This window comes from Methylobacterium sp. J-118 (assembly GCF_057836565.1).
Window position 1 is genome coordinate 1,834,340 of sequence record NZ_JBYQFA010000001.1, and the last position, 19,969, is coordinate 1,854,308.

Consider the following 19,969-nt stretch of genomic DNA (forward strand, 5'->3'; position numbering starts at 1 on the left):
CGGCGCAGGCCTGCGCCGGACCGGGCGTCAGCGGGGCGCGCCCTCGCCCACCGGCTTGAGCAGGCCGGTGGCGCTCGCCAACAGCGTCCCGGCCGCGTCGCGGATCTCGGCCTCGCAGAAGATCACCGCGCGCCCGGCCCGGGTGACGCGCCCCTCCGCCACGAGTTCGCCCCGGGCGGGATTGAGGAACCGGGCCTGCAGGTCGAGGGTCACCACCGGCCGCCCGGCCCGGAGGCGGGCGGCCGTCCCGAGGGCGACGTCGAGCAGGGTGCAGAGCACGCCGCCATGGGCGATGCCGAGGTTGTTGGCATGCTCCGGACGCAGAACGAGCCGCAGGCGCGTCCGGCCCTCCGCCACGTCGAGCGCCTCGATCCCGCAGAAATCCACGAACGGGATATGGGCCCCGAAGACGGTGCCCGGCTCCGATTGCTGATCCACGCCCACCGTCCCGGTCCTGTCCCGCCCGGCCCGTTATGACGCATGCGCCGCGCGGCCCCAAGATCCTGTGCCCAAGATCCTTTGCCCAAGATCCTTTGCAGGACGCGCCGCGAGATTTTACGCGTCTCGTCAGACCGACAACCGATCTTCGCAATCGAAGCGACCGGCCTGATCCCCGTCAGAGGCACGCGGGCAGAGCGCCGAGGGCCGCGAACTCGTGAAAGTGCCCGTCCCACCGACCGGGTTTCACCGGCAACGATTTCAGCTCGACCCCGCGCTTGAATAATATGCGTGTTAACGGGCGGCACGCTGTGCAGGGAAATGCTCGACGACGACTTGATTTTGCTGCACAGACGTTAGAACTGTCTCACCACCGCCGGATAGAGGGAATCATCGATGGACGACAACGCCACTGAGCAGCAGCAGACCTTTATCGAGCAAGCCTCGGACATCGTCTCAGCGTATGTCTCAAACAATTCCGTGCCGATCAGCGAGTTGCCCGGTCTGCTCGCCGGTGTCCACGCCGCTCTGGCGAAGCTGTCCGCCCCCGCGGCGGCCGTCACCGAGGCGGCCGACAAGCCGACGCCGGCCCAGATCCGCAAGTCGGTGACCTCGGACGCGCTGATCTCCTTCATCGACGGCAAGCCGTACAAGACGCTCAAGCGCCATCTCTCGCGCAACGGTCTGACGATCGAGCAGTATCGCGAGCGCTTCGGGCTGCCGCGGGACTATCCGTCGACGGCCGCGAGCTATTCCGCCCAGCGCTCCGAACTCGCCCGCAGCCTCGGCCTCGGCCAGCAGCGCCGCAAGTCCGCGGCGGCCCCGGAGCCCGCCGAGGAGGAAGTCGCCGAGAAGCCGAAGCGCGCAGCCCGTCCGCGCAAGGCCAAGGAAACGGCCTGACGACAAGCCGCGCCGTGGGGGTCGGCGCGCGCCACGCCGGCCGTCCCCCTTACGCGAAATCGGCGAGGTCGTCGGCCACGTCTCCGGCGGCGATCTCGGTCTCGGCCTTCCGGCGCTCGCTGGGCTCGGCCTCGGCGGGCGCGGCCGCGTCGCCGGGCCTGCGCTCCGGCGGCCCGGCCTTCGGATCCTTGCCGTCCGGCTCGTCCGGGACTTGGTCCCGCACCCGATCCGCCATGACCCACCCCCGCCGGACCCATCCCCGCCGATCCTGCGGAGCAATGCCGTTGGCGCCCCGCGCGTTCCACGCCCGGCCGATCCGCTGAGAGCGCCGCGCGATTGAAACCGTGCGGGGGCCCGGTCCGGGAGAGAAACCCGGGCGTCTGCGTTGCCGGTGCGGATGCCGGCGGGCTGGCCGCCGGCGACAGGGACGGATCCTGCGATGACGGAGACGCATATTCGGGCGGAGGCGAGCCGGCGCGACCTGCTGGCGGCCTCGCTCCTCGGGACGCTCCCGCTGCTCCTGGCGAACGGGGCGACGGGCAGCCCGCTGAACCCCGACCAGACCATCATCCGTGCCCCCGGCGATCTCCCGTGGCAGCCCTCGAAGGACTACCCGGAGCGCAGCGTCGACCGGTGCACGCTCACCGGCGACCTCAACGGCACCGGCCTGTACTATACGCTGATCCGCTGGTGGCCGGGCTACATGAGCGCGCCGCACACCTACACCTCCGACCGGTTCTGCATGGTCCTGTCCGGCACGTGGTGGTGCAACAGCGGGGCGGATTTCGATCCCGCCGCGTGCGTGCCGGTGAAGGCCGGCAGCTTCGTGCGCCGGGTCGCGGGGACGCCGCATTACGACGGCGTGGTCCGCGACGGGCCGGAGCCCGCGGTGATCGCCATCTGCGGCATGGCGCCGGTCAATTACAGGCTGGTCGACCCGTCGCAGCCGGGCTGGCGCCGGGTCTGACGGGCGATCGATCGGGCTGAGACCGGGCGGGGCGCGCATTGGGCAATCGATACGGGCTGGAGATCCGCGCGGCCGCCGGCCCCGACGCCGCCGGCCTCGCGGCGCTGCTGGGCGAGGCCGGCCTCGCGGTCGGCGCCGCCGATCTCGCGGCCCGGCTCGAGGGGCTGCAGCGGGACGGCGGCACCGCCCTCGTCGCCGTGGAATGGGGCCCGCCGAGCGGGCTGATCGCCCTCACCCCCGTCCGAACCCTCGACGCCCCCCGGCCCGCCGGCCTGATTACGACCCTCGTGGTCGCCGCCGAGTCCCGGCGCCGCGGCATCGGGCGGGTGCTGCTGAAGGCGGTCGGGCGGGCGGCGCGGCAGGCGGGCTGCGACCGGCTGCTCCTGAGCGTCGGGCCCGGCCAGGATACGCTGGAGGCTTTCTGCGCCGCGGCGGGCTTCGTCGCGGCGGCCGGGCTCCTGTCCCGCCCGCTCCTGAAGCGGGGATCCGGCGACGTCTGAGCCCCGCGACATCCTGACCGCAGCCGACGGCCCGTCCGGGCGTTGACCGGGATACGCAGGAGACCCCGACCATGTTGCGCTCCGAGACCCCGCCGCCCCCCGCCAATCTCCCGGCCGATCCCCCGCCGGATTCGGATACGCCGACCTCCGCCCAGCTCAAGGCCGACATCGACAGCGGCCGCACCGCCGACAAGGCCCCGCACCTGGATGTCGGGGCGGCGCCGCTCGGGACCTGCGAGGAGGCCGGCGGGACGCCGCCGAGCTCGCAGGAGGTCCGGCTCGCCCGGCAGAACGAGCGGGCGCCCTCGGAGAAGGCCGCGGCGGGCCGCGCCCGCCAGCGGCAGAGCTGGGTCGTGCCCGCCTTCGTCGGGGTCATCGTCCTGGTGGCGGTGGCGCTCGCGCTGGGGCTCTGGCTGACGCATTGAGGCCCCGCGCCGGACGGTGACCGGCGGTGCGGGTGCGCCGCCCGTGGCCCGCGATGGTGCAGGACGGCACGGTCCCGTCAGCGCCGCCTTAAAGGTCGATTCACGTCGATGCAGTTAGCGTGAGCTTACTGCAGTCCTGCGTAAACCGATCCTCCATGCCCTCATCCGTCGATGCTCCGCCGGACCTGTCCGGGCTCCTCGAACTCTCACGCATCGAGAATCTCGATCTCAAGCCCGTGATCCTGCGGGTGCAGACCGATCTGTTCGTGCGGGCATCGGTGCGGGACCGGAACGCGATCGAGATCTTCGAGTCCCTGGCCTGCGGGCTGATCCCCACGGTGGACGAGGAGACGGCCCGGGTGGTCGCCCGAAAGCTCGCCCCCTGCCCCGAGACGCCGCCGGCGGTCCTGCAGGCGCTCGCGTTCCGGGGCGGCGGCGCCCGCGACGCGGTGGTGGAGCTGGCCCCGGTGCTGAGCCGCGGCCTGATCGAGGCCGCCCTCGCCGATGGCTCCGACATCGCCGCCCGCATCGCCGCCCGGGCCGGGCTGAGCCGCGAGGCGGTGGACGACCTCTCCCGGGAGGGCCGGCCCGAGATCGACCGGGCGCTGGCCGCCAACCTCGGCATCACCCTCTGGGGCGCCGCCCTGACCCGGCTCGTGGACCGGGGCCGCGGCGCCGCCGACCTCGCCCGGCTGCTCCTGGTGCGCCCCGACGTCTCCGCGGCCGATCTCGTGCCCCTCTACCTGCACGCCGACCCGATGCGCCGCGCGGTGATCGGCCGGGCCGTGGAGGCGACCGCCGCCCTGCGCCCGTGCCCGCCGCCGCCCCGCGACCTCGGCGCGGTCCTGACCGGGCTCTCGGCGGCGCACGATGTCGGCGCCTTCGTGGCGGCCCTGGCGGACGGCCTCGGCCTGCCGCGCGATTTCCTCACCGTGGTGGCCGACGCCAGCGCCCGCTACGACCTCCTGACCCTGGGCCTGCGCGCCGCCGGCCTGCACGAAGAGGAGGGGGTCTACGTCTTCCTCACCCTCAACCAGGGGGTGGCGCGCTCCGCCGAGCGCGTCTCCGACCTCGTCCGCCTGTTCCGCACCGTGAGCCGGCCGGCGGCCCGGGACCTCGTCGCGGCGCTCCTCGACCGGCCGCTCGCCGAGCGCGTGCGGAGCGAGCCGCACCAGCCGCTGCACGGACCGGAGGCCAAGCTGCGCCAGGGCGCCGAACGCGGAGCCGGGCAGCGCGCGCCCGCACCGGGGCGGGCGGGGGTCGCGTCCAGCGCGAAGGCGGGCTGACCAGAGAGCCGTCAGCGGGGGGCGACGCCCCGCCAGGCGGGCTGCCTGTCGGCCTCCTCGAGGGTGTCGATCGAGGCCGGGGGCTCCCCGGCCCGGCGGCTCAGTTCCGCCATCAGGCCCCGGGCGAGCACGGCGCGGACGGCCCGCTCACCGCTCTCGGGCGGGAGGGCGTCGAGGGCCGCCGGCAGCGCCGCCGCGGCGCCCGGCACCGCCCCGGCGAGCTTGCGGGCCTCGCCGGCGGGATCGGCGCCGCTCCGCATCAGCGCGAGATACGAGAGCACGCCGATCACCAGAACGGCGCGCAGCAGGACGGTCATGGATTCGTCTCTCCGCTCGGTGTCGCGCGCCGCTCAGCCCGAAGGCCGGCCTTCGGGACGGGGCGCGGATGCGAGGATTCGACGGGTTTCGTGAACCGGCCCTCAACCGGTTCGGGCTTTCGCGCGCGATGGTGAATGAAGCTTGTCTCAGAACGCTTGGTTACCTCGCGGAAAGCATCCTGACCGTTCGGGCAAGTCGCGCAACACTCGTTTAAGCCGGCTCTGCGACCGTCCGGAAGTCGTTCGAAGTCGAACCGGAGGCGCGAGGGATGCGGAAACGCATACATCGCGGCGTGTGCCAGCCTTGCCCATTAAAAAAGTCCTGACTTCCTTGATCGACGACCGTCTCGCGGGGCTGGTTCACGCCACCGTCGCGGACGACGCGGCCGCCCGGGCCCGCCACCAGCGCTTCCTGGTGTCGCGCCTCGCCACGGGCGCCGTGATGATGGCCGCGCTGCCGCCCTACCTGCTCTGGCGCGGGGTGCCGTCGGGCGTCGAGGTGCTGACGATCGCGAGCCTGCTGCTGCCGGTCTTCGCCGCCGTGCTGCTCGTCCGCACCGGATCCCTGTGGCTCGCCCACGCGGTCTCCGCGGCGGGGCTGACCGGGGTCGTGGTGGCGCTGGCGAGCATCACCGGGGGCACCGCCTCCCCGGCCGCGGTCTGGCTGGTGGCGATCCCCGTGGAGGCGCTGGTCTCCGGATCGCTGCGCGCGACGGTCGCGGCCGCCGCCATGGCGATCCTCGGGGTGCTGGCGGTGGTCGGGCTCGGCGCCGTCGCGGGCGCCCTGCCGGTCATGGACATCTCCGCCGGCCTCGCCCTGCCGGCCTTCGCGATCACGGCGATCGGCCACGTCGCCGCCCAGGTGCTCGAGCACCTGCGCAACGAGGGGGCGTGGCGCGCCCGGCTGCGCGACAACGAGGCCCGGGACCGGCTGCTGCTCTCGGCGATCGACGATCTCGTGACCTGGCACGACCGCAACGGCCGCGTGCTGGAGGCCTCGGTCTCGGCGACCCGGCTGCTCGGCAGCGCGCCGGCGCGGCTGTGCGGCCACGGCCTGCTGGAGCGGGTCCACGTGGCGGACCGGCCGGCCTTCCTCAAGGCGGTGAGCGACGTCGCCGCGACCGGGCGGCCCGCCACCCTGCCGCTGCGCCTGCACGTGGAGGCCGGCGCCGGCCGGACCGACGGGGCGCGCCTGATCCACGCGGAGATGCGCGCCCACCGCATCCTGCACGGGTCCCACGACGCCGCCCTGGCGGTGGTGGCGGTGACCCGCGACATGACCGAGCACCACCGCCACGCCGAGGAGCTGGAGCGCGCCCGCGCCGAGGCCGAGCGGGCCGACGCGATCAAGGGCCGGTTCCTGGCCAACGTCACCCACGAGCTGCGCACGCCGCTCAACGCGATCATCGGCTTCTCCGAGGTGCTGGCGGGGGAAGGCGCCCTCAGCCTCGGCCCCGACCAGGCGCGGGACTATGCCGGGATCATCGGCGCCTCCGGCCACCACCTCCTCGGCGTCGTCAACACGCTCCTCGACATGAGCCGGATCCAGAGCGGCAACTTCGACTACGCGCCGGAGACCTTCGACATCGCGTCGCTCCTGCGGTCCTGCTGCGACCTGATGCGCCTCAAGGCCGAGGCGGCGGGCCTCACCCTCGCGGTCTCCGCCTCCGGCCCGGTGGAGATCACCGCCGACCCCGGCGCCTGCCGGCAGATCCTGATCAACCTGATCTCGAACGCCGTGAAGTTCACCCCGCGCGGCGGCCGGGTCGACCTGTCCCTGCGCGGCGGCATCGACGGCCTGGACATCGTCGTCGCCGATACCGGGCTCGGGATCGGCGCCGAGGACCTGCCCAAGCTCGGGACGCCGTTCTTCCAGGCCGGGGCCGGCGGCTACAAGCGCCCCCACGAGGGGACTGGCCTCGGCCTCTCGGTGGTCCAGGGCCTGGTCGGCCTGCACGGCGGCGCGGTGCTGATCGAGAGCGCGCCGCAGGCCGGCACCGTGGTCACCGTGACCCTGCCCCGCCTGTGCCGGACGCCGGCGTCCGAAGGCAGCCCGGCCCCGATCCGCACCGCCGTGCGGGGCGCCCCCCCGCCGCGCCGCGTGGTGCGCCTGCCGCTCGGCCTGTTCGACGCGGAACCGGGCCCCGAGTCGGCCCCGTCGGGTTCGGTCCTGCGCCGCACCGGCTGAGCCACAGATCCCCCGGAAGGAGACCCGATGTCAGGCTACCGAGAGATCACCGTACCGGGCGAAGCCGGCCGCGCGCGTCGCCCCGCCCTGCGCCGCGCCGCGGTCCCCGGCGACTGGCGGTCCGTCCTCGTCGGTGCCCTGCGGGCGACCGGCACCACCTGCCGGAACAGCCCGGGCACCGTCCTCGGCAGCCTCGTGGGTTTGGGCGCGGCGGGATTCATCTGCGTCAACGCCCTCGGCTACCAGGCCGGGCGCCATCCGGCCCCGATCCTGCCCAAGCTCGCCCAGAAGGCGCCCGCCGCGCGGGAGGCCGTTCGGGAGCCGGTGCGCGAGATCGCGCGGGAGCCGGTCCGCACCGAACCGGAGCGCTCCGCGCCGCCAGCCCCCGCCAAGCCGGAGCCCCGGGACGCGATCGGCGCGCTGATCCGCGCCGACGAGACCACCGCGTCGGTGACTCCGAAGGCCGCCCCGGCCCGGACCGCCGCGAAGCCGACCCTCAAGACGAAGCCCGCGCCGGACGCGGATCTGGTGCTGCGGGCCCAGCGGGCCCTGTCGAAGCTCGGCTACGCGGTCAAGCCGGACGGCGCGATGGGTCCGGGCACCCGGGCGGCGATCGAGACGTTCGAGCGCGGCGCCAAGCTGCCGGTCACCGGCGCGGCCACGGGCCGGACGCTGCGCGAACTGGTCGCCCGGGCGGGCCACGGTTAGGGCATCGTCCCGGACAAAGCCCGGTCTGTCACCGCCACGGCATCATTCCGGGGTCTGCACTCAACCAGCTTGGCCTTGGCGATGTCCGCCAGTCCGCTTTCGAGAAGCAACGACTTGAAGCGGAGGTCATCTTCGCGCCCGCGCGTCGCCCAAAGAAAAGGTGTTATATCTCATTCATCACATCTGACGATAGTTTCAGGGCCAGCCTTTGAACACGGCGGGACGTTACCATCCCGCCGTGACAATCTTCGGCTACCGGCCTTGTTCAGGCAGCCCCGACCCAGGAGCCCACGACCGGCCCTGTGTCTCCTCCAGGGAGCCCTCACTCGGCGGCAGGGTCCGGTAGGAGTTCCAACCGATCACATGGACCGGCTCGCCACCGGGAGGCGCGGCGTAGCCGTGCCGGGCCAGCCAGTTGCGCATGTCGTAGATCTCGCGCTGCTGCTCGACGATGATTGCCTCGGCGAGCTGACGCGTCCACGGGTCCTTGGCACGGCTCAGCGCAACCCGAGCCATGTCGATGGCGCCCTGGTGGTGCGGGATCATCTGGATGCGGAAATCCGCGTCCGGATCGCCCGTGTACGGCTGTTCCATCGCCGCCATCATCCTATGATGGGCCGCCACGAACTCTTGCGTGGCCGGTGTCTGCGCCGCGGCCGGTTTCGGTCTGGCGTCGTGACCATGGTGCTGGGCCCACGCAGCCGTGGTGGCGGCCAGCAGCGTGGCTGCGGCAATAAGATATCGCATGGTACGTCCTATGGCATACGCCCCATCGGCCGCTCGACGGCGGATCCCGGGCGAAGAATTGGGAGGGTCGGAGATGCGCCGCGACGACCCGCGCCGGCGGCGGCTCAGGCGCCGAGCGGTCTCGGGGGCTCAGCCGGACGCTCGGGCTCGCGCCCGGACAGGACCGGCGGCTCTGGGAAGGCGATCCGGCAACCACGATCGCTCGGACCCGCGAGACCGGCGACGTCACCGGTCACGGCTGGTGAGCAGCACGCTGACCCAAGGTTGCAGGACGGGCAACCAGGGCTCCCGTCGGGACACCCGTGGTGGATGGCACTCGCCCCGATGGTAGCCGCGGCCGCGACACCCCCCGCAGCGGCGCCGACGTCTCCCGAATGGTCGTGCCTGACAGCGTGGGTTCCGCCATGGCCTTCGTGAGCCTGCGCGGACGCAACAACGCCGCCGGCCGTCAGCATGACGGCCAGAACGATAATCCTTGTCAGGTACGCGATAAGGCCCAAGCTCAGCCTTTGACGGGCATCCAGGTTCAGATGCTGGGGACGTAACAGTGGGCCCAGGCTGGCGTCAATTTGTGGGCTACAGGGCTGAGAACCGATATCAACGGATCCGATTTCAACCGCCGCTGCCCACCCCAAGCCGAAGTTGCCGGAGGGCTGACGAAGAGCCGCTTTGGAGAAGCGCCGACGGCGGTCCGGGCGGCTCGGTTGGGTCGGAACCAGCCGCTCAGATAGCCAAGCGGATTGCGTTCAGACCCTCGACCGCCGGGACCCTGTTCACGGCGCCCATGCCGTGAGGGCGGCCGACACGCCATCGCGGTCGGTGATCCGCGTGACGATCCTGGTGATCGCCAGGACCGCGTCCAGGGTCGCCCCCTGGATCCCGCCGATCTGGGCCGCGATCCCGTCGGTGGCCCGGGCGGTCTGGTTGGCCAGCATCCCGCTTACCCACAGGCACGAACCGGAATTGTGCAGCGCAACCATCTCCGGCGCCGCGCGTTCACCATCTGGCTAAGTCCGATCAGGTACAAGCTTCGCCGTGTGGAACGGAGTGCGCCGGATGCATGTCGAGAGTTGGCTGAAGCCGGACGAGGTACCGGATCTCGCGGCGTGGGCGACAGCGATGATCGACGCCGCCCTCACGGGCTCGGACCTGGCGCGGGATTGCTACTGGGCGGCCGTGCGGAAGGGATACAACACCCCGTACAACGACCCGCCCCGCAAACGCGCCGCCCCGGCTCAGCCGAACGCGGTGCCCTGCCCTGTTGGTGCGGCGGTCGAGCCGGTCGCCGCGGTGGCCGTCGTGATCGCCGCCCAGGCCGCGGAGGCTTGGGCGATCTGAGCTCGGCTGAGCCGCCTCGCCATCTTGCCGACGTTTTACGCAAGCTTCACTAATCCTCGTCCCCGGTGCGGCTCCTGATGAGGCCGCCCGTCGTCAGGAAGTGAAGATGGTCCGCGTCCCCCGCCTGCTCCCGGCCGGAGCCCTCATCCTGCTCTCATCCGGGCTCGTCACCGGCCTCCCCGGAGGCCTGGTCGGCGCGGCCGGCCTGGCCGCGACGGTGGCCCAGGCGCAGGAGGCCGCCCCCGATACGAGCGGCGACGATGCCGCCCCTGCCACGCGCGGGCGCCGGCGCGGCCGCCAGCGGCCGAGCCGCGCCGAGCGGAAGCCGGCCACGCCCCCCGGCATGCAGCAGGCCACGCCTGTGGCGATCTTCGGCGACTGGAACGTGTTCGTGAACGGCGACGGCCGCGGCAAGCTCTGCTACGCCATCGCGCAGCCGCAGACGCGCTCGCCCAAGACCCTGAAGCGCGACACCGCCTACCTGTTCGTGAGCGTGCGCAAGGGCGAGAACGTCCAGAACGAGGTGGCGGTGATGCTGGGCTTCCCGTCGAAGCCCGCGGCCGCGCAACTCAAGCCCGGCTCGGCCGCCGCGCCCACCGATCCGAGCCTCAATCTCGGCGCCAGCCGCTACGGCCTCGTGGTGAAGGACGGGAACGCGTGGCTGCAGAACCCCGCCGAGGAAGGACGGGTCGTCTCCGAAATGAGCGCCCGCAACCCGAAGCTCGTCATCAAGACCACCTCGATGCGCGGCAACCCGACGAGCGACGAATACGCCCTCGGCGGCTTCGCCGAAGCCATGAAGCGCACCCGCGACGAGTGCGGCCGGTAGACCGCCCGGCCGGATCATCCGGGCGGGGCCGACGCGCCGGTCGCTCGGGTCAGGCCCGGCGGAGGCGGGGCTGAGCCTGCCGGGCGTCGGCCTGAGCCCGGGGGCGCATCCGCGCCCGGGCCGCGCGGGCCGCCTGCTCGGCGGTGCGGAACAGGGCCCCGTCGAGCCCGTCGAAATCGCGGGCGGACGAGAAGAACCGCACCCCGCGCCCTTCGGGCACAGCGATCCCGGCGGTGATCTCGCCGATCTCGATCACCCGCGGCGGCTCAGCCGGCGACGGCAGCTCGGCGGGGGTAAGGCGGTCGCCGGGCGTGGGCTCTGTGAAGAGACTGTGCATGGCACTTGGAACTCCCTGGGCCGGCGTGAAGCCATGCCGGAACGCGATGACTGCTGCATGATGGTCGGCGCGCTAGCGTCGACAGCGCCGGTCTTGAGCGCGGGAGCAGGGCGCGTTCGGGAGCGCGTGGGCGTCGGGGTGAAGCCGGCTCGACATCGGATGTCCTCCAGACTGAAGGACCGCGCGGCGCTGGGGCCGTCGCAGTGCTTTAGCGTTTGATGACGCGGCGCAAGCGACGCTTCTCAAATCACCGCGGCTGCGGCGGGGACGACCCCTCCGCGGCACCACCGAAGATGGCGCCGCCGCCGCGCCCCGTCAACGGAACCGAATTCCGTTTTTCGGGGCCCCTCTGGCAGGGGCGCGGCCCCGATCGGGCTCCGGGGAGACGGGATCCGTCAGGCGCCTTCGACGATGGCCGCGAGATCGGAGAAATCCGAGAAGATCGGGGCGGCGCCGGCGCGCACGAGGTCGGCCCCCGCGGGGTCGTGGCCCCAATGACCGCCGCCGGTGAACCCGGCGACCCGCATGCCGGCGCTCCGGGCGGCCGTGACGCCGGGCACGCTGTCCTCGATCACCAGACAGGCCCCGGGGGCGACCCCCATGCGGGCGGCGGCGAACAGGAACAGGTCCGGGAAGGGCTTGCCGCGGGCCACCTGGGACGAGGAGAAGACGTGCGCGCCGAACAGAGGCAGCAGCCCGGTCAGCGTCAGGGAATGGCGCAGGCGCACCGGATCGCTGCTCGAGGCCACGCAGGACGGCAGGCCGAGGGCCGCGACCGCCGCGGCGACGCCGCGCATCGCCTTCAAGTCCGCATCGAACAGCGCCAGGGTCTCTTCCTTGACCGCCGCGACGAAATCCGGGGGCGCCGTGACCCCGTAATCCTGGGCGACCTGCGCCATGATCGAGGGCATCGCCATGCCGGTGAAGCGCCTCCGCACGGTGGCGAGGTCGATCGCCACGCCGATCCGGACGAGGCCGGCGGTGAGGCAGGCGAGGCTCAGGGGCTCGCTGTCGACCAGGACGCCGTCGCAATCGAAGATCACGAGGCCGAGTTGTTTCGCACGCGCGTCCAAGACCGACCGTTCTTCCCCCACGGCCCGCCGCCGCCCGCCCCTGTGACACGGGCTCCCCGGACCGGCAACCGCGCGGGGTCGACGCTTCGCCGCGCGGAGCCCACGACCCGTGGCCGCCCTTGCACCCGGCGGCCCGGCCTCATACTCCCTGGGCGGGCGCCGGCCGGGCGCGCAAGAAGGCTTCGGAAGAATCCGCGATGCTCCGCTTCCTGGTCCGCGTCCTGGGCTTCCTGCTGATGGCCGGCGGCTTCGTCGCGTTGGTCTATGACGGTGCCCGCTCCATCGCCAATAACGGCCTGCGGGTGACGGCGCTCTCCGAGGTGATCGCCACCCTGTTCAAGGACCGGGCCGGCGCCCTGCAGGGCAGCGTCGAGGGGGCGGCACCCTGGCTGTGGCACGTGCTGGGTCTGCCGCTCACCCTGGCGCCGGCCTCGCTGATCGGGCTGGGGCTCGGGGCGGTGCTGCTCTGGCTCGGCCAGCCCGGCCGTGAGCCGATCGGCTTCCTGACGAAGCCCTGAGCGCGCCGCGCCCCTATCGCCCGTCGAGCCGGGCCCTGGCCTCGGCGAGCTCGCCCTTCAGCCGCTCGATCTCGGCGGTCAGGGCGTAGCGCTCGCTCACGTCGATCTGCGAGGCGAAGTAGTAGACGACCGTGCCGGCCGCATCCCGCACCGGCCCGACATAGAGCGCGTTGTGGAAGGTCGAGCCGTCCTTGCGGTAATTGACCAGATCGACCCGGATGTCCGCCTGCTGCCGTATGGCGTCGCGGAGCCGGTCGACGGCCGCCGGATCGGTCTCCGGCCCCTGGAGGAAGCGGCAGTTCCGGCCGGTCACGTCGAGCCGGGTATAGCCGGTGAGCTTCAGGAAGGCGTCGTTCACGAACACGATCGGATTGTCGTGCTGCCGCGGGTCCGTGATAATCATCGGCATCCGGGTCGCGCGGACGGCCGCCGCGAAGGGATCGCCCCGGTGCGCCTCCATCTTGAGGTTGTCCGGCACGTGGCCCGTGGCACTCCCGCCCGTCTCCATCCGGCCCCGCCCCCGCATGGCGGCACCCGGGCCGCCCCCTGCGGGCTACAAGCCGGAAATCGTCAGCGAGGTCCAGTCCTTCGTCTAGGTTTCGCGCTTCGAAGAGCCCGGAAGCTTTCTCGTCGACGGGCGCGTCCCCATATTGGCGGGACCCGAGTGACCGGAAGGCAAGCCGATGTTCCTGTTCCGCAAGCGCCCCGAGATGCCGAGCCCCGCCGACGCCCTGCCCGGCCGCCCGACGCCGCTCCCGACCGCCGAGACCCACTACGTCAACGGCAACCCGCTCAAGGGGCCCTATCCGCCGGGCACCGAGACGATCGTCCTCGGGCTCGGCTGCTTCTGGGGCGCCGAGCGCCGGTTCTGGCAAGTGCCGCAGGGCGTGTTCGTGACGGCCGTGGGCTATGCCGGCGGCTTAACCCCGAACCCGACCTACGAAGAGGTCTGCTCCGGCCAGACCGGCCACAACGAGGTGGTGCTGGTCGCCTTCGACCCGGCGGTCCTGCCGCTGGACGCGCTGCTGCGGACCTTCTTCGAGAGCCACAACCCGACCCAGGGCATGCGCCAGGGCAACGATGTCGGCACGCAGTACCGGTCGGGGATCTACACCACCGGTCCGGCGCAGGAGGCGACCGCCCGGGCGGTGCGGACGGCCTATGCCGAGGCCCTGCAGGCGCGCGGCTACCCGGACGTGACCACCGAGATCCGGCCGCTGGAGCAGTTCTACTTCGCGGAAGGCTACCACCAGCAGTACCTCGCCAAGAACCCCAGCGGCTATTGCGGCCTGGGCGGCACCGGCGTCAGCTGCCCGGTGGGGACCGGCGTCGCGGCCTGAGCCTCACGGGTTGCCGCCGGGCCGCGGCGGTGCGCCTGCCGCCGCGGGGGCGCTGCCCCCCAGGGGCGGCGTGCTGTTCGGGCTGCGCAGCACGATCAGCACGCTGCCCAGGACCGAGAGGGCGACGGCGGTGGCGAGGATGAGGAAAAGCCAGCGGGGCATTCCGGGGCGTTAGCACGGCATGCCCGGTTCGCGAACCGCCGCCGATCGCCTCACGGCGCCTTGAGCACCGTCCGGCAGGCGGCCGGCAGGGCCGCCATGGTCATGGCGGGCTTCGGCTTGGCCGGCGTCTTGGCGGGCTTGGGATGGAGCACCGCGTCCGAGAACCAGTAGCCGAGGTCGTCGCAGCCGTCGCCGCCCGGGGGCGGGGCCTGCGGCTGGCAATCCTCCTGGCCGGCCGGGCAGGAGAGCCGGATATGGTAGTGGTAGTTGTGCCCGTACATCGGTCGCACCTTGGACATCCAGGAACTGCCCGCGGCCTCGCGGCAGAGCGCCTTCTTGATCGCCGCGTTGACGAAGATGCGCTCCACCTCCGGCTGCTCGGCGGTGAGCTTGATCAATTGCAGATGCGTCGGAGTCCAGACCTGCGGGTCGATGTCGAGCCGGTCGGGCCGGACCATGTCGGTGGCCGAGGTCTCCTCGCGCTCCGCCCGGCTCATGCGGTGATCGGGCATCGGCGTCAGCCAGACATCGGCGTCGATGCCGATCTGGTGCGAGGCGTGGCCCGTGATCATCGGGCCGCCCCGGGGCTGGGCCATGTCGCCGACGAGCAGCCCCGGCCAGCCCACCCGGCCGGCCTTCTGCGACAGCCGCTCCAGGAAGGTGACAAGATACGGCGTGCCCCACATCCGGTTGCGGGACGGGCGCATGACCTGCCAGCTCGGCCCGTCCAGCGGCAGGGCCTCGCCGCCGGCGAAGCAGCCCTTGGCGTAGAACCCGTAGATATGGGCCGGCCCGGACGAGCCCCGGGTGACGCGCCCGAACAGGGCCTTGGCGGGGGTCGATGGGGCGTCCGGATGCTCCAGCGGCGGCAGGGGCTTCGGGTTGACGCTGCCGAGGTCCTGGGCGTGCGCGGCGGCGGGCAGGAGCAGGGCGGCGAGCATCAGGCTCTTGGCCAGAGGGATGGCAGGGCGCGGCATCGGCATGCGGGGCTGTTCGTCCGTCATCGGGAGGGCGGGCGCGGGCGCGCGCCGGAACGTGGCCCCAGCAAGGGGCGTTTTTCGGGCAGACGCGCACGACAGCTCGGGCAGCACCGATGACGGCGACCGGGCGATCGGCCCAGATGTGCGCCGCCCCGGCCCGCAGCCCCGAGGACACCGATCCGGCCACGGACGGCGCCCGGGAGGAACAGATCCACCGCCGCGGCGACGCGGCGCCCTATCGGGGGATCCGAGGGCGCCTCAGCCCTCCGAGGGGCCGCACCAGCCGGGCAGGTAGCCGGCATCCTTGGACTTGGCCAGCGCCATGGCCTTCTCCATCGCCGCCGAGAAATCGTGCTCGACACGCTTCTCCTTGATGTTGCGCCGGAGGAAATCCGCCCACAGGAACTCGCTGAACGGCGTCGTGTCCTTGGCGAAGCCGCCGGCCCGGCGCAATTCGCCCGCCAGGCTGCGGAAGGGATCGTCGGCGAGGTCGGCGATCGTCTTCGGGAGGTCCTTGAAGTCGCGGCGCACCCCCTCGGCATCGTAGGGATAGACCCAGGACTTGTGATCGCACACCGTCCAGAACGCGTCCTTCTCGAGATGGTGCAGGTCGGCGATCACCGTCACCAGCACATCCTTGACGCCCTCCTCCTGCAGGGCGCGGGAGAGGTGGTGATGATCGACGACGTAGTGGCGCTTCTTGGGGCCCAGCACCGTCGGGATCTGGTGAGCACCGAGGAATTCCCGCTTCTTGTCGCCGTCATAGGCCCGCCAGCGGCGCCGCTTCTCCGCGACTTCCCGGTAGCCCACGGTCATCTGGGTCGGCCGCAACTCGGCGATCGGGACGGGCTTGAGCAGCGGTTCTCGGGTGGTCATGAGTCGTGCTTCCTGCGTGGTCTTGTCATGGGGATGTCACACAACGCCGCAGCCTGAAAGGCCAAGCCGGCCCGCGGGCGCTCACGTTTGCTGCAGCGGCGGCCGGCGCACCGCGTCCAGCACGAACACCCGGATCGCCGAGGACAGGTTCTGCCCGCCGCGCCCGGCATCGATGGCCCCGACGAGGGCCTGGACCGACTGGCCCCGGGCCGCCGCGACCTCGCGCAACGCCGCCCAGAACGGCTCCTCCAGGGATATGCTGGTGCGGTGCCCGGCGATCATCACGGAGCGCTTGGTGACGCCCGCGCCCACGGAGGGACCGGTCATTCCGCCGAATCGGGATCCGGCTCGCGCCGGTCGAGGCGATGGCCCTCGTGGCGCTCGATCTCCAGGGACTTGCGCCGCTGCTGGAGGGTCTTGGCCTTCTTCGGCTGCCCGAAGGCGATCCGGTTGGCCTCGGCCTTCGCGTCGGCCCCGGCGCGGGCCTTCGCCTTGCGGACCTGACGCAGGTTGATGATCTCAGCCACGGATCGCCTCCCGATGGTGGCGACCGGCGCATGAGAGACGCGCCGGCCAGATCCCAAAAAAAATCAGTCGGCGCTGGGGGCCAGCATGGTCTCCGGCCGGACCACGCGCTCGAACTCCGCCTCGGTGACGTAGCCGAGGCGCAGGGCCTCCTGCTTGAGGGTCGTGCCGTTCTTGTGCGCCGTCTTGGCGATCTCGGCGGCCTTGTCGTAGCCGATCGAGGGGGCGAGCGCCGTCACCAGCATGAGGGAGCGGCTCATCAGGTCGGCGATCTTGTCCTCGTTCGCCTTGATGCCGACCACGCAATTGTCGGTGAAGCTCACCGCCGCGTCGGCGAGCAGCCGGATCGACTGCAGCACCGCGTTGGCGATCACCGGCTTGAACACGTTGAGCTCGAAATTGCCCTGGCTGCCGGCGAAGCTCACCGTGGTGCCGTTGCCGATTACCTGGGCGCAGACCATGGTCAGCGCCTCGCACTGGGTCGGGTTGACCTTGCCGGGCATGATCGAGGAGCCGGGCTCGTTCTCGGGCAGGGACAGCTCGCCGAGGCCGGAGCGCGGGCCGGAGCCGAGGAAGCGGATGTCCTGGGCGATCTTGAACAGGCCGGCGGCGAGGGCGGCGAGCGCGCCCTGCGTGAACACCAGGGCGTCGTGGGTGGCCAGCGCCTCGAACTTGTTCTCGGCCGAGGTGAAGGACAGCCCGGTCAGTTCCGCGACCTTGGCGGCGAACCGGTCGGCGAATTCCGGGTGGGCGTTGAGGCCGGTGCCGACCGCGGTGCCGCCCTGGGCCAGCGCCAGCACGCCCGGCAGGGTCGCGGCGACGCGCGCCCCGCCCAGAGCCACCTGCGCGGCATAGCCGGAGAATTCCTGGCCGAGGGAGACCGGGGTCGCGTCCTGCAGGTGGGTGCGGCCGATCTTGACGATCGAGGCGAACGCCCGGGCCTTGGCGTCGAGGGCCGTGTGCAGGTGGCTCAGGGCCGGCAGGAGGCGGCCCTGGATCTCCCGCGCCACCGCGATGTGCATGGCGGTGGGGAAGGTGTCGTTGGAGGACTGGCCGCGGTTGCAATGGTCGTTCGGGTGGACCGGGGACTTGCCGCCGCGCTTAGCCCCGAGCCGCTCGTTGGCGAGGCTGGCGATCACCTCGTTGGCATTCATGTTGGACTGGGTGCCCGAGCCGGTCTGGTAGATGACGAGCGGAAACTCGTCGTCGTAGCGGCCCTCCACCACCTCGGCGGCCGAGGCCGCGATGGCGTCGGCGAGCTTCGGTTCCAGGGCGCCGAGATCCTTGTTCACCAGGGCGGCGGCCTGCTTCACGAGGCCGAGCGCGTGCACCAGCGGCGCCGGCATCCGGTCGGTGCCGATCTTGAAGTTCTGGATCGAGCGCTGGGTCTGCGCGCCCCAGTAGCGATGCGCCGGGACCTCGATCGGACCGAAGGTGTCGGACTCGGTGCGGGTGGCGGTCTCGGTGGGCGACATCGTGGCCTCTACGTCTGGTGCAGTGCGGTGCCTACTTAAATGAGGCGCGGGTGAATCGCGATGCCGGTTTTCCCCGGCGCACCGACAAGGGCGGGGCTCTGTTCCCGCCGGAAGGAGCCGATGAGCGCGACGATCGATCTCCCCGAGCCCGTCACCCGGTTCCGCCCCGCCGTGCCGCCGCCGCTGCGCGAGCCGCTGGGCCTGTTCGAGTTCCTGCGGGCGGCGCGGAAGAACCCGATCACCACCTGGATGGACGTGCATTTCAAGCTGCCGGTCGTGGCGGCCGAGGGCGCGATGGGCCGGATCACCGTGGTGAGCGACCCGGCGCTGATCCGCTACCTGCTCGTCGAGAACGCCGACGGCTACCGCAAGGACGACCTCCAGCGGCGGGTCCTGGCCCCGGGGCTCGGCAACGGCCTGCTGAGCGCCGAGGGCGACGAGTGGCGGCTCCAGCGCCGGACCCTGGCGCCGATCTTCAACGCCCGCACCGTCCAGGGTTTTTCCGAGGCCATGAATGCCGCCGGCGCCAAGCTCGGGCGGCGCCTCGCCCGCCGGGCCGGCAAGCGGGTCGACGTCGCCCTGGAGATGACCCGGGTCACCCTGGACGTGCTGGAACGGACGATCTTCACGCAGGGGCTGCCGGGCGACCCGGACGCGCTGGGCCGCGCCATCACGCGCTTCCTGGAGGCGGTGGGGCCGATCGACCCCCTCGACGTGTTCGGCGTGCCCGATTTCGTGCCGCGGATCGGCCGCCTGCGGGCGCGGCCGGCCGGGCGCTTCTTCGCCGAGGTGGTCGACGAACTGATCGCCCGGCGCAAGGGGCTGATGGCGCAGGGGGAGGCGCCCCGGGACCTGCTGACCCTGCTGCTGGCGGCGCAGGATCCCGAGACCGGCACCGGCCTCTCGGATCTCGCCGTGAAGGCCAACATCGTCACCTTCATCGCCGCCGGCCACGAGACCACGGCCAATTCCCTGACCTGGACGCTCTACTGCCTGTCGCAGGATCCCGCCGCGCAGGCGCGGATCGAGGCCGAGGTCGATGCCGCGGGGCCGGGGGATTTCGCCGTGGAGCGGCTGCCCTTCACCCGGGCGGTGATCGAGGAGGCGATGCGGCTGTTCCCGCCGGTGCCGTTCCTCAGCCGGCAGGCGGTCCGGGACGACCGGCTCGGCCGGATCAAGGTGCCGCGGGGCTCGCTGGTGATGGTGGCGCCCTGGGTGCTCCATCGGCACCATCTGCTGTGGGAGGATCCCGAGGCCTTCGTGCCGGAGCGGTTCCTGCCCGAGAACCGCGACAGCATCCCGCGCTTCGCCTATCTGCCGTTCGGCGCCGGACCGCGGGTCTGCATCGGCCAGAGCTTTTCGGTTCAGGAGGCGGTGATCCTCTTGGCGCACATCGTGCGGGCGGTGCGGTTCCACCTGCCGGCGGATCACCCACCGGTCACGCCGCTCCACCGGGTGACGCTGCGGCCGGAGCACGGGCTGCGCATGGAGGCCGAGGGACGGGCCTGAGCGGGTCGACGGGTTCCCGATGCGTTCTCACAGCGCTGACCGAGACGAAAGATTCGCTCAGGCTGGGCTCAGGCACGAACCGCGATGGCCAATACCCTTGCTCCCGCCACGCTGGGCTACGCCGAGCAGGTCGCCCGCGTCCTGCGCTCCAATGCCGAAACGGAAACGTTCAAGGCCGAGCAGCGTAAGCTCATCGACGAGCAGACCAAGCTTCAGGCCGTGGCAGCGAAGCTGCGCGCCGGGACGCTGAAGCTCGGTCGGGACCGGGTCCTGGCCCCGCTCTCCATCGCTTTGGCCGGCATGGCGGCAGCGGCGGCGTTCTTCGGCGCGGGCGCCGCCTGCGTCAAACTGCTGAGCCCGTGATCAGCTACAGGGCACGACAAGCCTCTTGGCGTCGGCGCGGTCTAAAATCCTGCCGGTGTCGCGTGCCAGCTCTCCGGGCGATCATCGAGCGGGTCGTCCTGAGCGATCGATGCCGGCGATCGGGTAAGCCTTCAGACCTTCGTTCGAACGTACGCTCATCGCCCCGAC

At 72.0% G+C, this 19,969-nt stretch carries 27 protein-coding genes; 13 read left to right on the top strand and 14 right to left on the bottom strand.

The features are described 5' to 3' along the window. Nucleotides 1-27: 27 nt before the first annotated feature. Nucleotides 28-438 (bottom strand): PaaI family thioesterase, encoded by a 411-nt coding sequence (locus AC3IF3_RS08890; RefSeq protein WP_489228361.1) that lies wholly within the window; start codon nucleotides 436-438, stop codon nucleotides 28-30. A 396-nt stretch (nucleotides 439-834) separates the two neighbouring features. On the opposite strand from AC3IF3_RS08890, the gene AC3IF3_RS08895 reads away from it, so the two are divergent. Then, on the top strand, nucleotides 835-1,338 hold the full coding sequence (locus AC3IF3_RS08895) for a Ros/MucR family transcriptional regulator (RefSeq protein WP_243971180.1): 504 nt from the start codon (nucleotides 835-837) through the stop codon (nucleotides 1,336-1,338). 49 nt (nucleotides 1,339-1,387) lie between these two features. Here the strand turns inward: AC3IF3_RS08895 and AC3IF3_RS08900 are convergent, their stop codons facing one another. Next, on the bottom strand, nucleotides 1,388-1,573 hold the full coding sequence (locus AC3IF3_RS08900; RefSeq protein WP_489215275.1) for a hypothetical protein: 186 nt from the start codon (nucleotides 1,571-1,573) through the stop codon (nucleotides 1,388-1,390). Between the two features lie 204 nt (nucleotides 1,574-1,777). On the opposite strand from AC3IF3_RS08900, the gene AC3IF3_RS08905 reads away from it, so the two are divergent. The 4 genes from AC3IF3_RS08905 (at nucleotide 1,778) to AC3IF3_RS08920 (ending at nucleotide 4,516) form a co-directional block, all read left to right on the top strand. Next, nucleotides 1,778-2,305, top strand: coding sequence for a cupin domain-containing protein (locus AC3IF3_RS08905; RefSeq protein WP_243971176.1), 528 nt, complete (start codon nucleotides 1,778-1,780; stop codon nucleotides 2,303-2,305). 38 nt (nucleotides 2,306-2,343) lie between these two features. After that, nucleotides 2,344-2,805, top strand: coding sequence for a GNAT family N-acetyltransferase (locus AC3IF3_RS08910; RefSeq protein ID WP_489228362.1), 462 nt, complete (start codon nucleotides 2,344-2,346; stop codon nucleotides 2,803-2,805). A gap of 71 nt (nucleotides 2,806-2,876) precedes the next feature. Then, complete coding sequence (locus AC3IF3_RS08915) at nucleotides 2,877-3,230, top strand: hypothetical protein (protein WP_489228363.1); 354 nt, start codon at nucleotides 2,877-2,879, stop codon at nucleotides 3,228-3,230. Nucleotides 3,231-3,385: 155 nt separating this feature from the next. After that, nucleotides 3,386-4,516: a DUF2336 domain-containing protein gene (locus tag AC3IF3_RS08920; protein ID WP_489228365.1), complete on the top strand. Its 1,131-nt coding sequence runs from the start codon at nucleotides 3,386-3,388 to the stop codon at nucleotides 4,514-4,516. Between the two features lie 11 nt (nucleotides 4,517-4,527). On the opposite strand, the gene AC3IF3_RS08925 is transcribed toward AC3IF3_RS08920, so the two are convergent. After that, nucleotides 4,528-4,833: a hypothetical protein gene (locus AC3IF3_RS08925; RefSeq protein WP_489228366.1), complete on the bottom strand. Its 306-nt coding sequence runs from the start codon at nucleotides 4,831-4,833 to the stop codon at nucleotides 4,528-4,530. A gap of 295 nt (nucleotides 4,834-5,128) precedes the next feature. Between AC3IF3_RS08925 and AC3IF3_RS08930 the strand changes: the two genes are divergently transcribed. Together AC3IF3_RS08930 and AC3IF3_RS08935 are read left to right on the top strand one after the other, a co-directional pair. Beyond that, nucleotides 5,129-7,021 (top strand): PAS domain-containing sensor histidine kinase, encoded by a 1,893-nt coding sequence (locus tag AC3IF3_RS08930; protein ID WP_489215282.1) that lies wholly within the window; start codon nucleotides 5,129-5,131, stop codon nucleotides 7,019-7,021. Nucleotides 7,022-7,048: 27 nt separating this feature from the next. After that, nucleotides 7,049-7,729 carry a peptidoglycan-binding domain-containing protein gene (locus AC3IF3_RS08935; RefSeq protein WP_489228368.1) on the top strand — a complete coding sequence of 227 codons (681 nt, stop codon included), beginning with the start codon at nucleotides 7,049-7,051 and terminating at the stop codon, nucleotides 7,727-7,729. 252 nt (nucleotides 7,730-7,981) lie between these two features. Here AC3IF3_RS08935 and AC3IF3_RS08940 read toward each other — a convergent pair whose 3' ends face one another. Both AC3IF3_RS08940 and AC3IF3_RS08945 read right to left on the bottom strand, forming a co-directional pair. Then, complete coding sequence (locus tag AC3IF3_RS08940; protein ID WP_489215286.1) at nucleotides 7,982-8,476, bottom strand: DUF305 domain-containing protein; 495 nt, start codon at nucleotides 8,474-8,476, stop codon at nucleotides 7,982-7,984. Between the two features lie 773 nt (nucleotides 8,477-9,249). Next, nucleotides 9,250-9,456 carry a hypothetical protein gene (locus tag AC3IF3_RS08945; protein ID WP_489228370.1) on the bottom strand — a complete coding sequence of 69 codons (207 nt, stop codon included), beginning with the start codon at nucleotides 9,454-9,456 and terminating at the stop codon, nucleotides 9,250-9,252. A 76-nt stretch (nucleotides 9,457-9,532) separates the two neighbouring features. On the opposite strand from AC3IF3_RS08945, the gene AC3IF3_RS08950 reads away from it, so the two are divergent. After that, nucleotides 9,533-9,814 (top strand): hypothetical protein, encoded by a 282-nt coding sequence (locus AC3IF3_RS08950; protein WP_489228372.1) that lies wholly within the window; start codon nucleotides 9,533-9,535, stop codon nucleotides 9,812-9,814. Nucleotides 9,815-9,920: 106 nt separating this feature from the next. Further along, complete coding sequence (locus AC3IF3_RS08955) at nucleotides 9,921-10,643, top strand: invasion associated locus b family protein (protein WP_489228373.1); 723 nt, start codon at nucleotides 9,921-9,923, stop codon at nucleotides 10,641-10,643. A 49-nt stretch (nucleotides 10,644-10,692) separates the two neighbouring features. On the opposite strand, the gene AC3IF3_RS08960 is transcribed toward AC3IF3_RS08955, so the two are convergent. Both AC3IF3_RS08960 and AC3IF3_RS08965 read right to left on the bottom strand, forming a co-directional pair. Beyond that, nucleotides 10,693-10,980 (bottom strand): hypothetical protein, encoded by a 288-nt coding sequence (locus tag AC3IF3_RS08960; protein WP_489215292.1) that lies wholly within the window; start codon nucleotides 10,978-10,980, stop codon nucleotides 10,693-10,695. Between the two features lie 395 nt (nucleotides 10,981-11,375). Further along, a complete protein-coding gene (locus AC3IF3_RS08965; RefSeq protein ID WP_489215294.1) occupies nucleotides 11,376-12,053 on the bottom strand; it encodes an HAD family hydrolase in 678 nt (225 codons plus the stop codon). Between the two features lie 197 nt (nucleotides 12,054-12,250). Here AC3IF3_RS08965 and AC3IF3_RS08970 point away from each other — a divergent pair, with 197 nt between their 5' ends. Continuing rightward, nucleotides 12,251-12,571 (top strand): PetM family of cytochrome b6f complex subunit 7, encoded by a 321-nt coding sequence (locus AC3IF3_RS08970; RefSeq protein ID WP_489215296.1) that lies wholly within the window; start codon nucleotides 12,251-12,253, stop codon nucleotides 12,569-12,571. 13 nt (nucleotides 12,572-12,584) lie between these two features. Here AC3IF3_RS08970 and AC3IF3_RS08975 read toward each other — a convergent pair whose 3' ends face one another. Continuing rightward, nucleotides 12,585-13,097 carry a PAS domain-containing protein gene (locus tag AC3IF3_RS08975; protein ID WP_489228375.1) on the bottom strand — a complete coding sequence of 171 codons (513 nt, stop codon included), beginning with the start codon at nucleotides 13,095-13,097 and terminating at the stop codon, nucleotides 12,585-12,587. Between the two features lie 157 nt (nucleotides 13,098-13,254). On the opposite strand from AC3IF3_RS08975, the gene msrA reads away from it, so the two are divergent. Then, nucleotides 13,255-13,911 carry a peptide-methionine (S)-S-oxide reductase MsrA gene (gene msrA / locus AC3IF3_RS08980; RefSeq protein WP_489215300.1) on the top strand — a complete coding sequence of 219 codons (657 nt, stop codon included), beginning with the start codon at nucleotides 13,255-13,257 and terminating at the stop codon, nucleotides 13,909-13,911. Nucleotides 13,912-13,914: 3 nt separating this feature from the next. Here the strand turns inward: msrA and AC3IF3_RS08985 are convergent, their stop codons facing one another. The 6 genes from AC3IF3_RS08985 to fumC all read right to left on the bottom strand — a co-directional run bounded on the left by AC3IF3_RS08985 (nucleotide 13,915) and on the right by fumC (nucleotide 17,929). After that, nucleotides 13,915-14,073: a hypothetical protein gene (locus AC3IF3_RS08985; protein WP_243971150.1), complete on the bottom strand. Its 159-nt coding sequence runs from the start codon at nucleotides 14,071-14,073 to the stop codon at nucleotides 13,915-13,917. Nucleotides 14,074-14,123: 50 nt separating this feature from the next. Next, nucleotides 14,124-15,056, bottom strand: a complete 933-nt coding sequence (mepA, locus tag AC3IF3_RS08990) for a penicillin-insensitive murein endopeptidase (RefSeq protein ID WP_243971148.1) — start codon at nucleotides 15,054-15,056, stop codon at nucleotides 14,124-14,126. Nucleotides 15,057-15,311: 255 nt separating this feature from the next. Beyond that, the gene (locus AC3IF3_RS08995; protein WP_243971146.1) at nucleotides 15,312-15,929 is read right to left on the bottom strand and encodes a ParB-like protein; all 618 of its coding nucleotides are present in this window, start codon (nucleotides 15,927-15,929) and stop codon (nucleotides 15,312-15,314) included. An 81-nt stretch (nucleotides 15,930-16,010) separates the two neighbouring features. Next, entirely contained in the window at nucleotides 16,011-16,256 is a 246-nt protein-coding gene (locus AC3IF3_RS09000; protein ID WP_243971144.1) for a ribbon-helix-helix domain-containing protein, read from the bottom strand. Then, nucleotides 16,253-16,456 carry a DUF4169 family protein gene (locus AC3IF3_RS09005; RefSeq protein ID WP_243971143.1) on the bottom strand — a complete coding sequence of 68 codons (204 nt, stop codon included), beginning with the start codon at nucleotides 16,454-16,456 and terminating at the stop codon, nucleotides 16,253-16,255. The genes AC3IF3_RS09000 and AC3IF3_RS09005 overlap by 4 nt, the downstream gene beginning before the upstream one ends. Before the next feature lie 63 nt (nucleotides 16,457-16,519). Then, on the bottom strand, nucleotides 16,520-17,929 hold the full coding sequence (fumC, locus tag AC3IF3_RS09010; RefSeq protein ID WP_489228376.1) for a class II fumarate hydratase: 1,410 nt from the start codon (nucleotides 17,927-17,929) through the stop codon (nucleotides 16,520-16,522). A gap of 120 nt (nucleotides 17,930-18,049) precedes the next feature. Here fumC and AC3IF3_RS09015 point away from each other — a divergent pair, with 120 nt between their 5' ends. Together AC3IF3_RS09015 and AC3IF3_RS09020 are read left to right on the top strand one after the other, a co-directional pair. Continuing rightward, a complete protein-coding gene (locus AC3IF3_RS09015) occupies nucleotides 18,050-19,438 on the top strand; it encodes a cytochrome P450 (RefSeq protein WP_489215306.1) in 1,389 nt (462 codons plus the stop codon). Nucleotides 19,439-19,522: 84 nt separating this feature from the next. Further along, nucleotides 19,523-19,801 (top strand): hypothetical protein, encoded by a 279-nt coding sequence (locus AC3IF3_RS09020; RefSeq protein ID WP_489228378.1) that lies wholly within the window; start codon nucleotides 19,523-19,525, stop codon nucleotides 19,799-19,801. Nucleotides 19,802-19,969: the final 168 nt, after the last annotated feature.

What these genes read in the sequence shown, in the direction of transcription:
- AC3IF3_RS08900 (WP_489215275.1), bottom strand. Translation starts at nt 1,573, where the DNA reads ATGGCGGATCGGGTGCGGGACCAAGTCCCGGACGAGCCGGACGGCAAG.
- AC3IF3_RS09020 (WP_489228378.1), top strand. Translation starts at nt 19,523, where the DNA reads ATGGCCAATACCCTTGCTCCCGCCACGCTGGGCTACGCCGAGCAGGTC.
- msrA (WP_489215300.1), top strand. Translation starts at nt 13,255, where the DNA reads ATGTTCCTGTTCCGCAAGCGCCCCGAGATGCCGAGCCCCGCCGACGCC.
- AC3IF3_RS08940 (WP_489215286.1), bottom strand. Translation starts at nt 8,476, where the DNA reads ATGCGATATCTTATTGCCGCAGCCACGCTGCTGGCCGCCACCACGGCT.
- AC3IF3_RS09000 (WP_243971144.1), bottom strand. Translation starts at nt 16,256, where the DNA reads ATGACCGGTCCCTCCGTGGGCGCGGGCGTCACCAAGCGCTCCGTGATG.
- AC3IF3_RS08995 (WP_243971146.1), bottom strand. Translation starts at nt 15,929, where the DNA reads ATGACCACCCGAGAACCGCTGCTCAAGCCCGTCCCGATCGCCGAGTTG.
- AC3IF3_RS08895 (WP_243971180.1), top strand. Translation starts at nt 835, where the DNA reads ATGGACGACAACGCCACTGAGCAGCAGCAGACCTTTATCGAGCAAGCC.
- AC3IF3_RS08985 (WP_243971150.1), bottom strand. Translation starts at nt 14,073, where the DNA reads ATGCCCCGCTGGCTTTTCCTCATCCTCGCCACCGCCGTCGCCCTCTCG.
- AC3IF3_RS08955 (WP_489228373.1), top strand. Translation starts at nt 9,921, where the DNA reads ATGGTCCGCGTCCCCCGCCTGCTCCCGGCCGGAGCCCTCATCCTGCTC.
- AC3IF3_RS08950 (WP_489228372.1), top strand. Translation starts at nt 9,533, where the DNA reads ATGCATGTCGAGAGTTGGCTGAAGCCGGACGAGGTACCGGATCTCGCG.
- AC3IF3_RS08935 (WP_489228368.1), top strand. Translation starts at nt 7,049, where the DNA reads ATGTCAGGCTACCGAGAGATCACCGTACCGGGCGAAGCCGGCCGCGCG.
- AC3IF3_RS08960 (WP_489215292.1), bottom strand. Translation starts at nt 10,980, where the DNA reads ATGCACAGTCTCTTCACAGAGCCCACGCCCGGCGACCGCCTTACCCCC.
- AC3IF3_RS08975 (WP_489228375.1), bottom strand. Translation starts at nt 13,097, where the DNA reads ATGCGGGGGCGGGGCCGGATGGAGACGGGCGGGAGTGCCACGGGCCAC.
- AC3IF3_RS08945 (WP_489228370.1), bottom strand. Translation starts at nt 9,456, where the DNA reads ATGGTTGCGCTGCACAATTCCGGTTCGTGCCTGTGGGTAAGCGGGATG.
- AC3IF3_RS08925 (WP_489228366.1), bottom strand. Translation starts at nt 4,833, where the DNA reads ATGACCGTCCTGCTGCGCGCCGTTCTGGTGATCGGCGTGCTCTCGTAT.
- AC3IF3_RS08920 (WP_489228365.1), top strand. Translation starts at nt 3,386, where the DNA reads ATGCCCTCATCCGTCGATGCTCCGCCGGACCTGTCCGGGCTCCTCGAA.
- AC3IF3_RS08915 (WP_489228363.1), top strand. Translation starts at nt 2,877, where the DNA reads ATGTTGCGCTCCGAGACCCCGCCGCCCCCCGCCAATCTCCCGGCCGAT.
- AC3IF3_RS08970 (WP_489215296.1), top strand. Translation starts at nt 12,251, where the DNA reads ATGCTCCGCTTCCTGGTCCGCGTCCTGGGCTTCCTGCTGATGGCCGGC.
- mepA (WP_243971148.1), bottom strand. Translation starts at nt 15,056, where the DNA reads ATGCCGATGCCGCGCCCTGCCATCCCTCTGGCCAAGAGCCTGATGCTC.
- AC3IF3_RS08905 (WP_243971176.1), top strand. Translation starts at nt 1,778, where the DNA reads ATGACGGAGACGCATATTCGGGCGGAGGCGAGCCGGCGCGACCTGCTG.
- AC3IF3_RS09015 (WP_489215306.1), top strand. Translation starts at nt 18,050, where the DNA reads ATGAGCGCGACGATCGATCTCCCCGAGCCCGTCACCCGGTTCCGCCCC.
- fumC (WP_489228376.1), bottom strand. Translation starts at nt 17,929, where the DNA reads ATGTCGCCCACCGAGACCGCCACCCGCACCGAGTCCGACACCTTCGGT.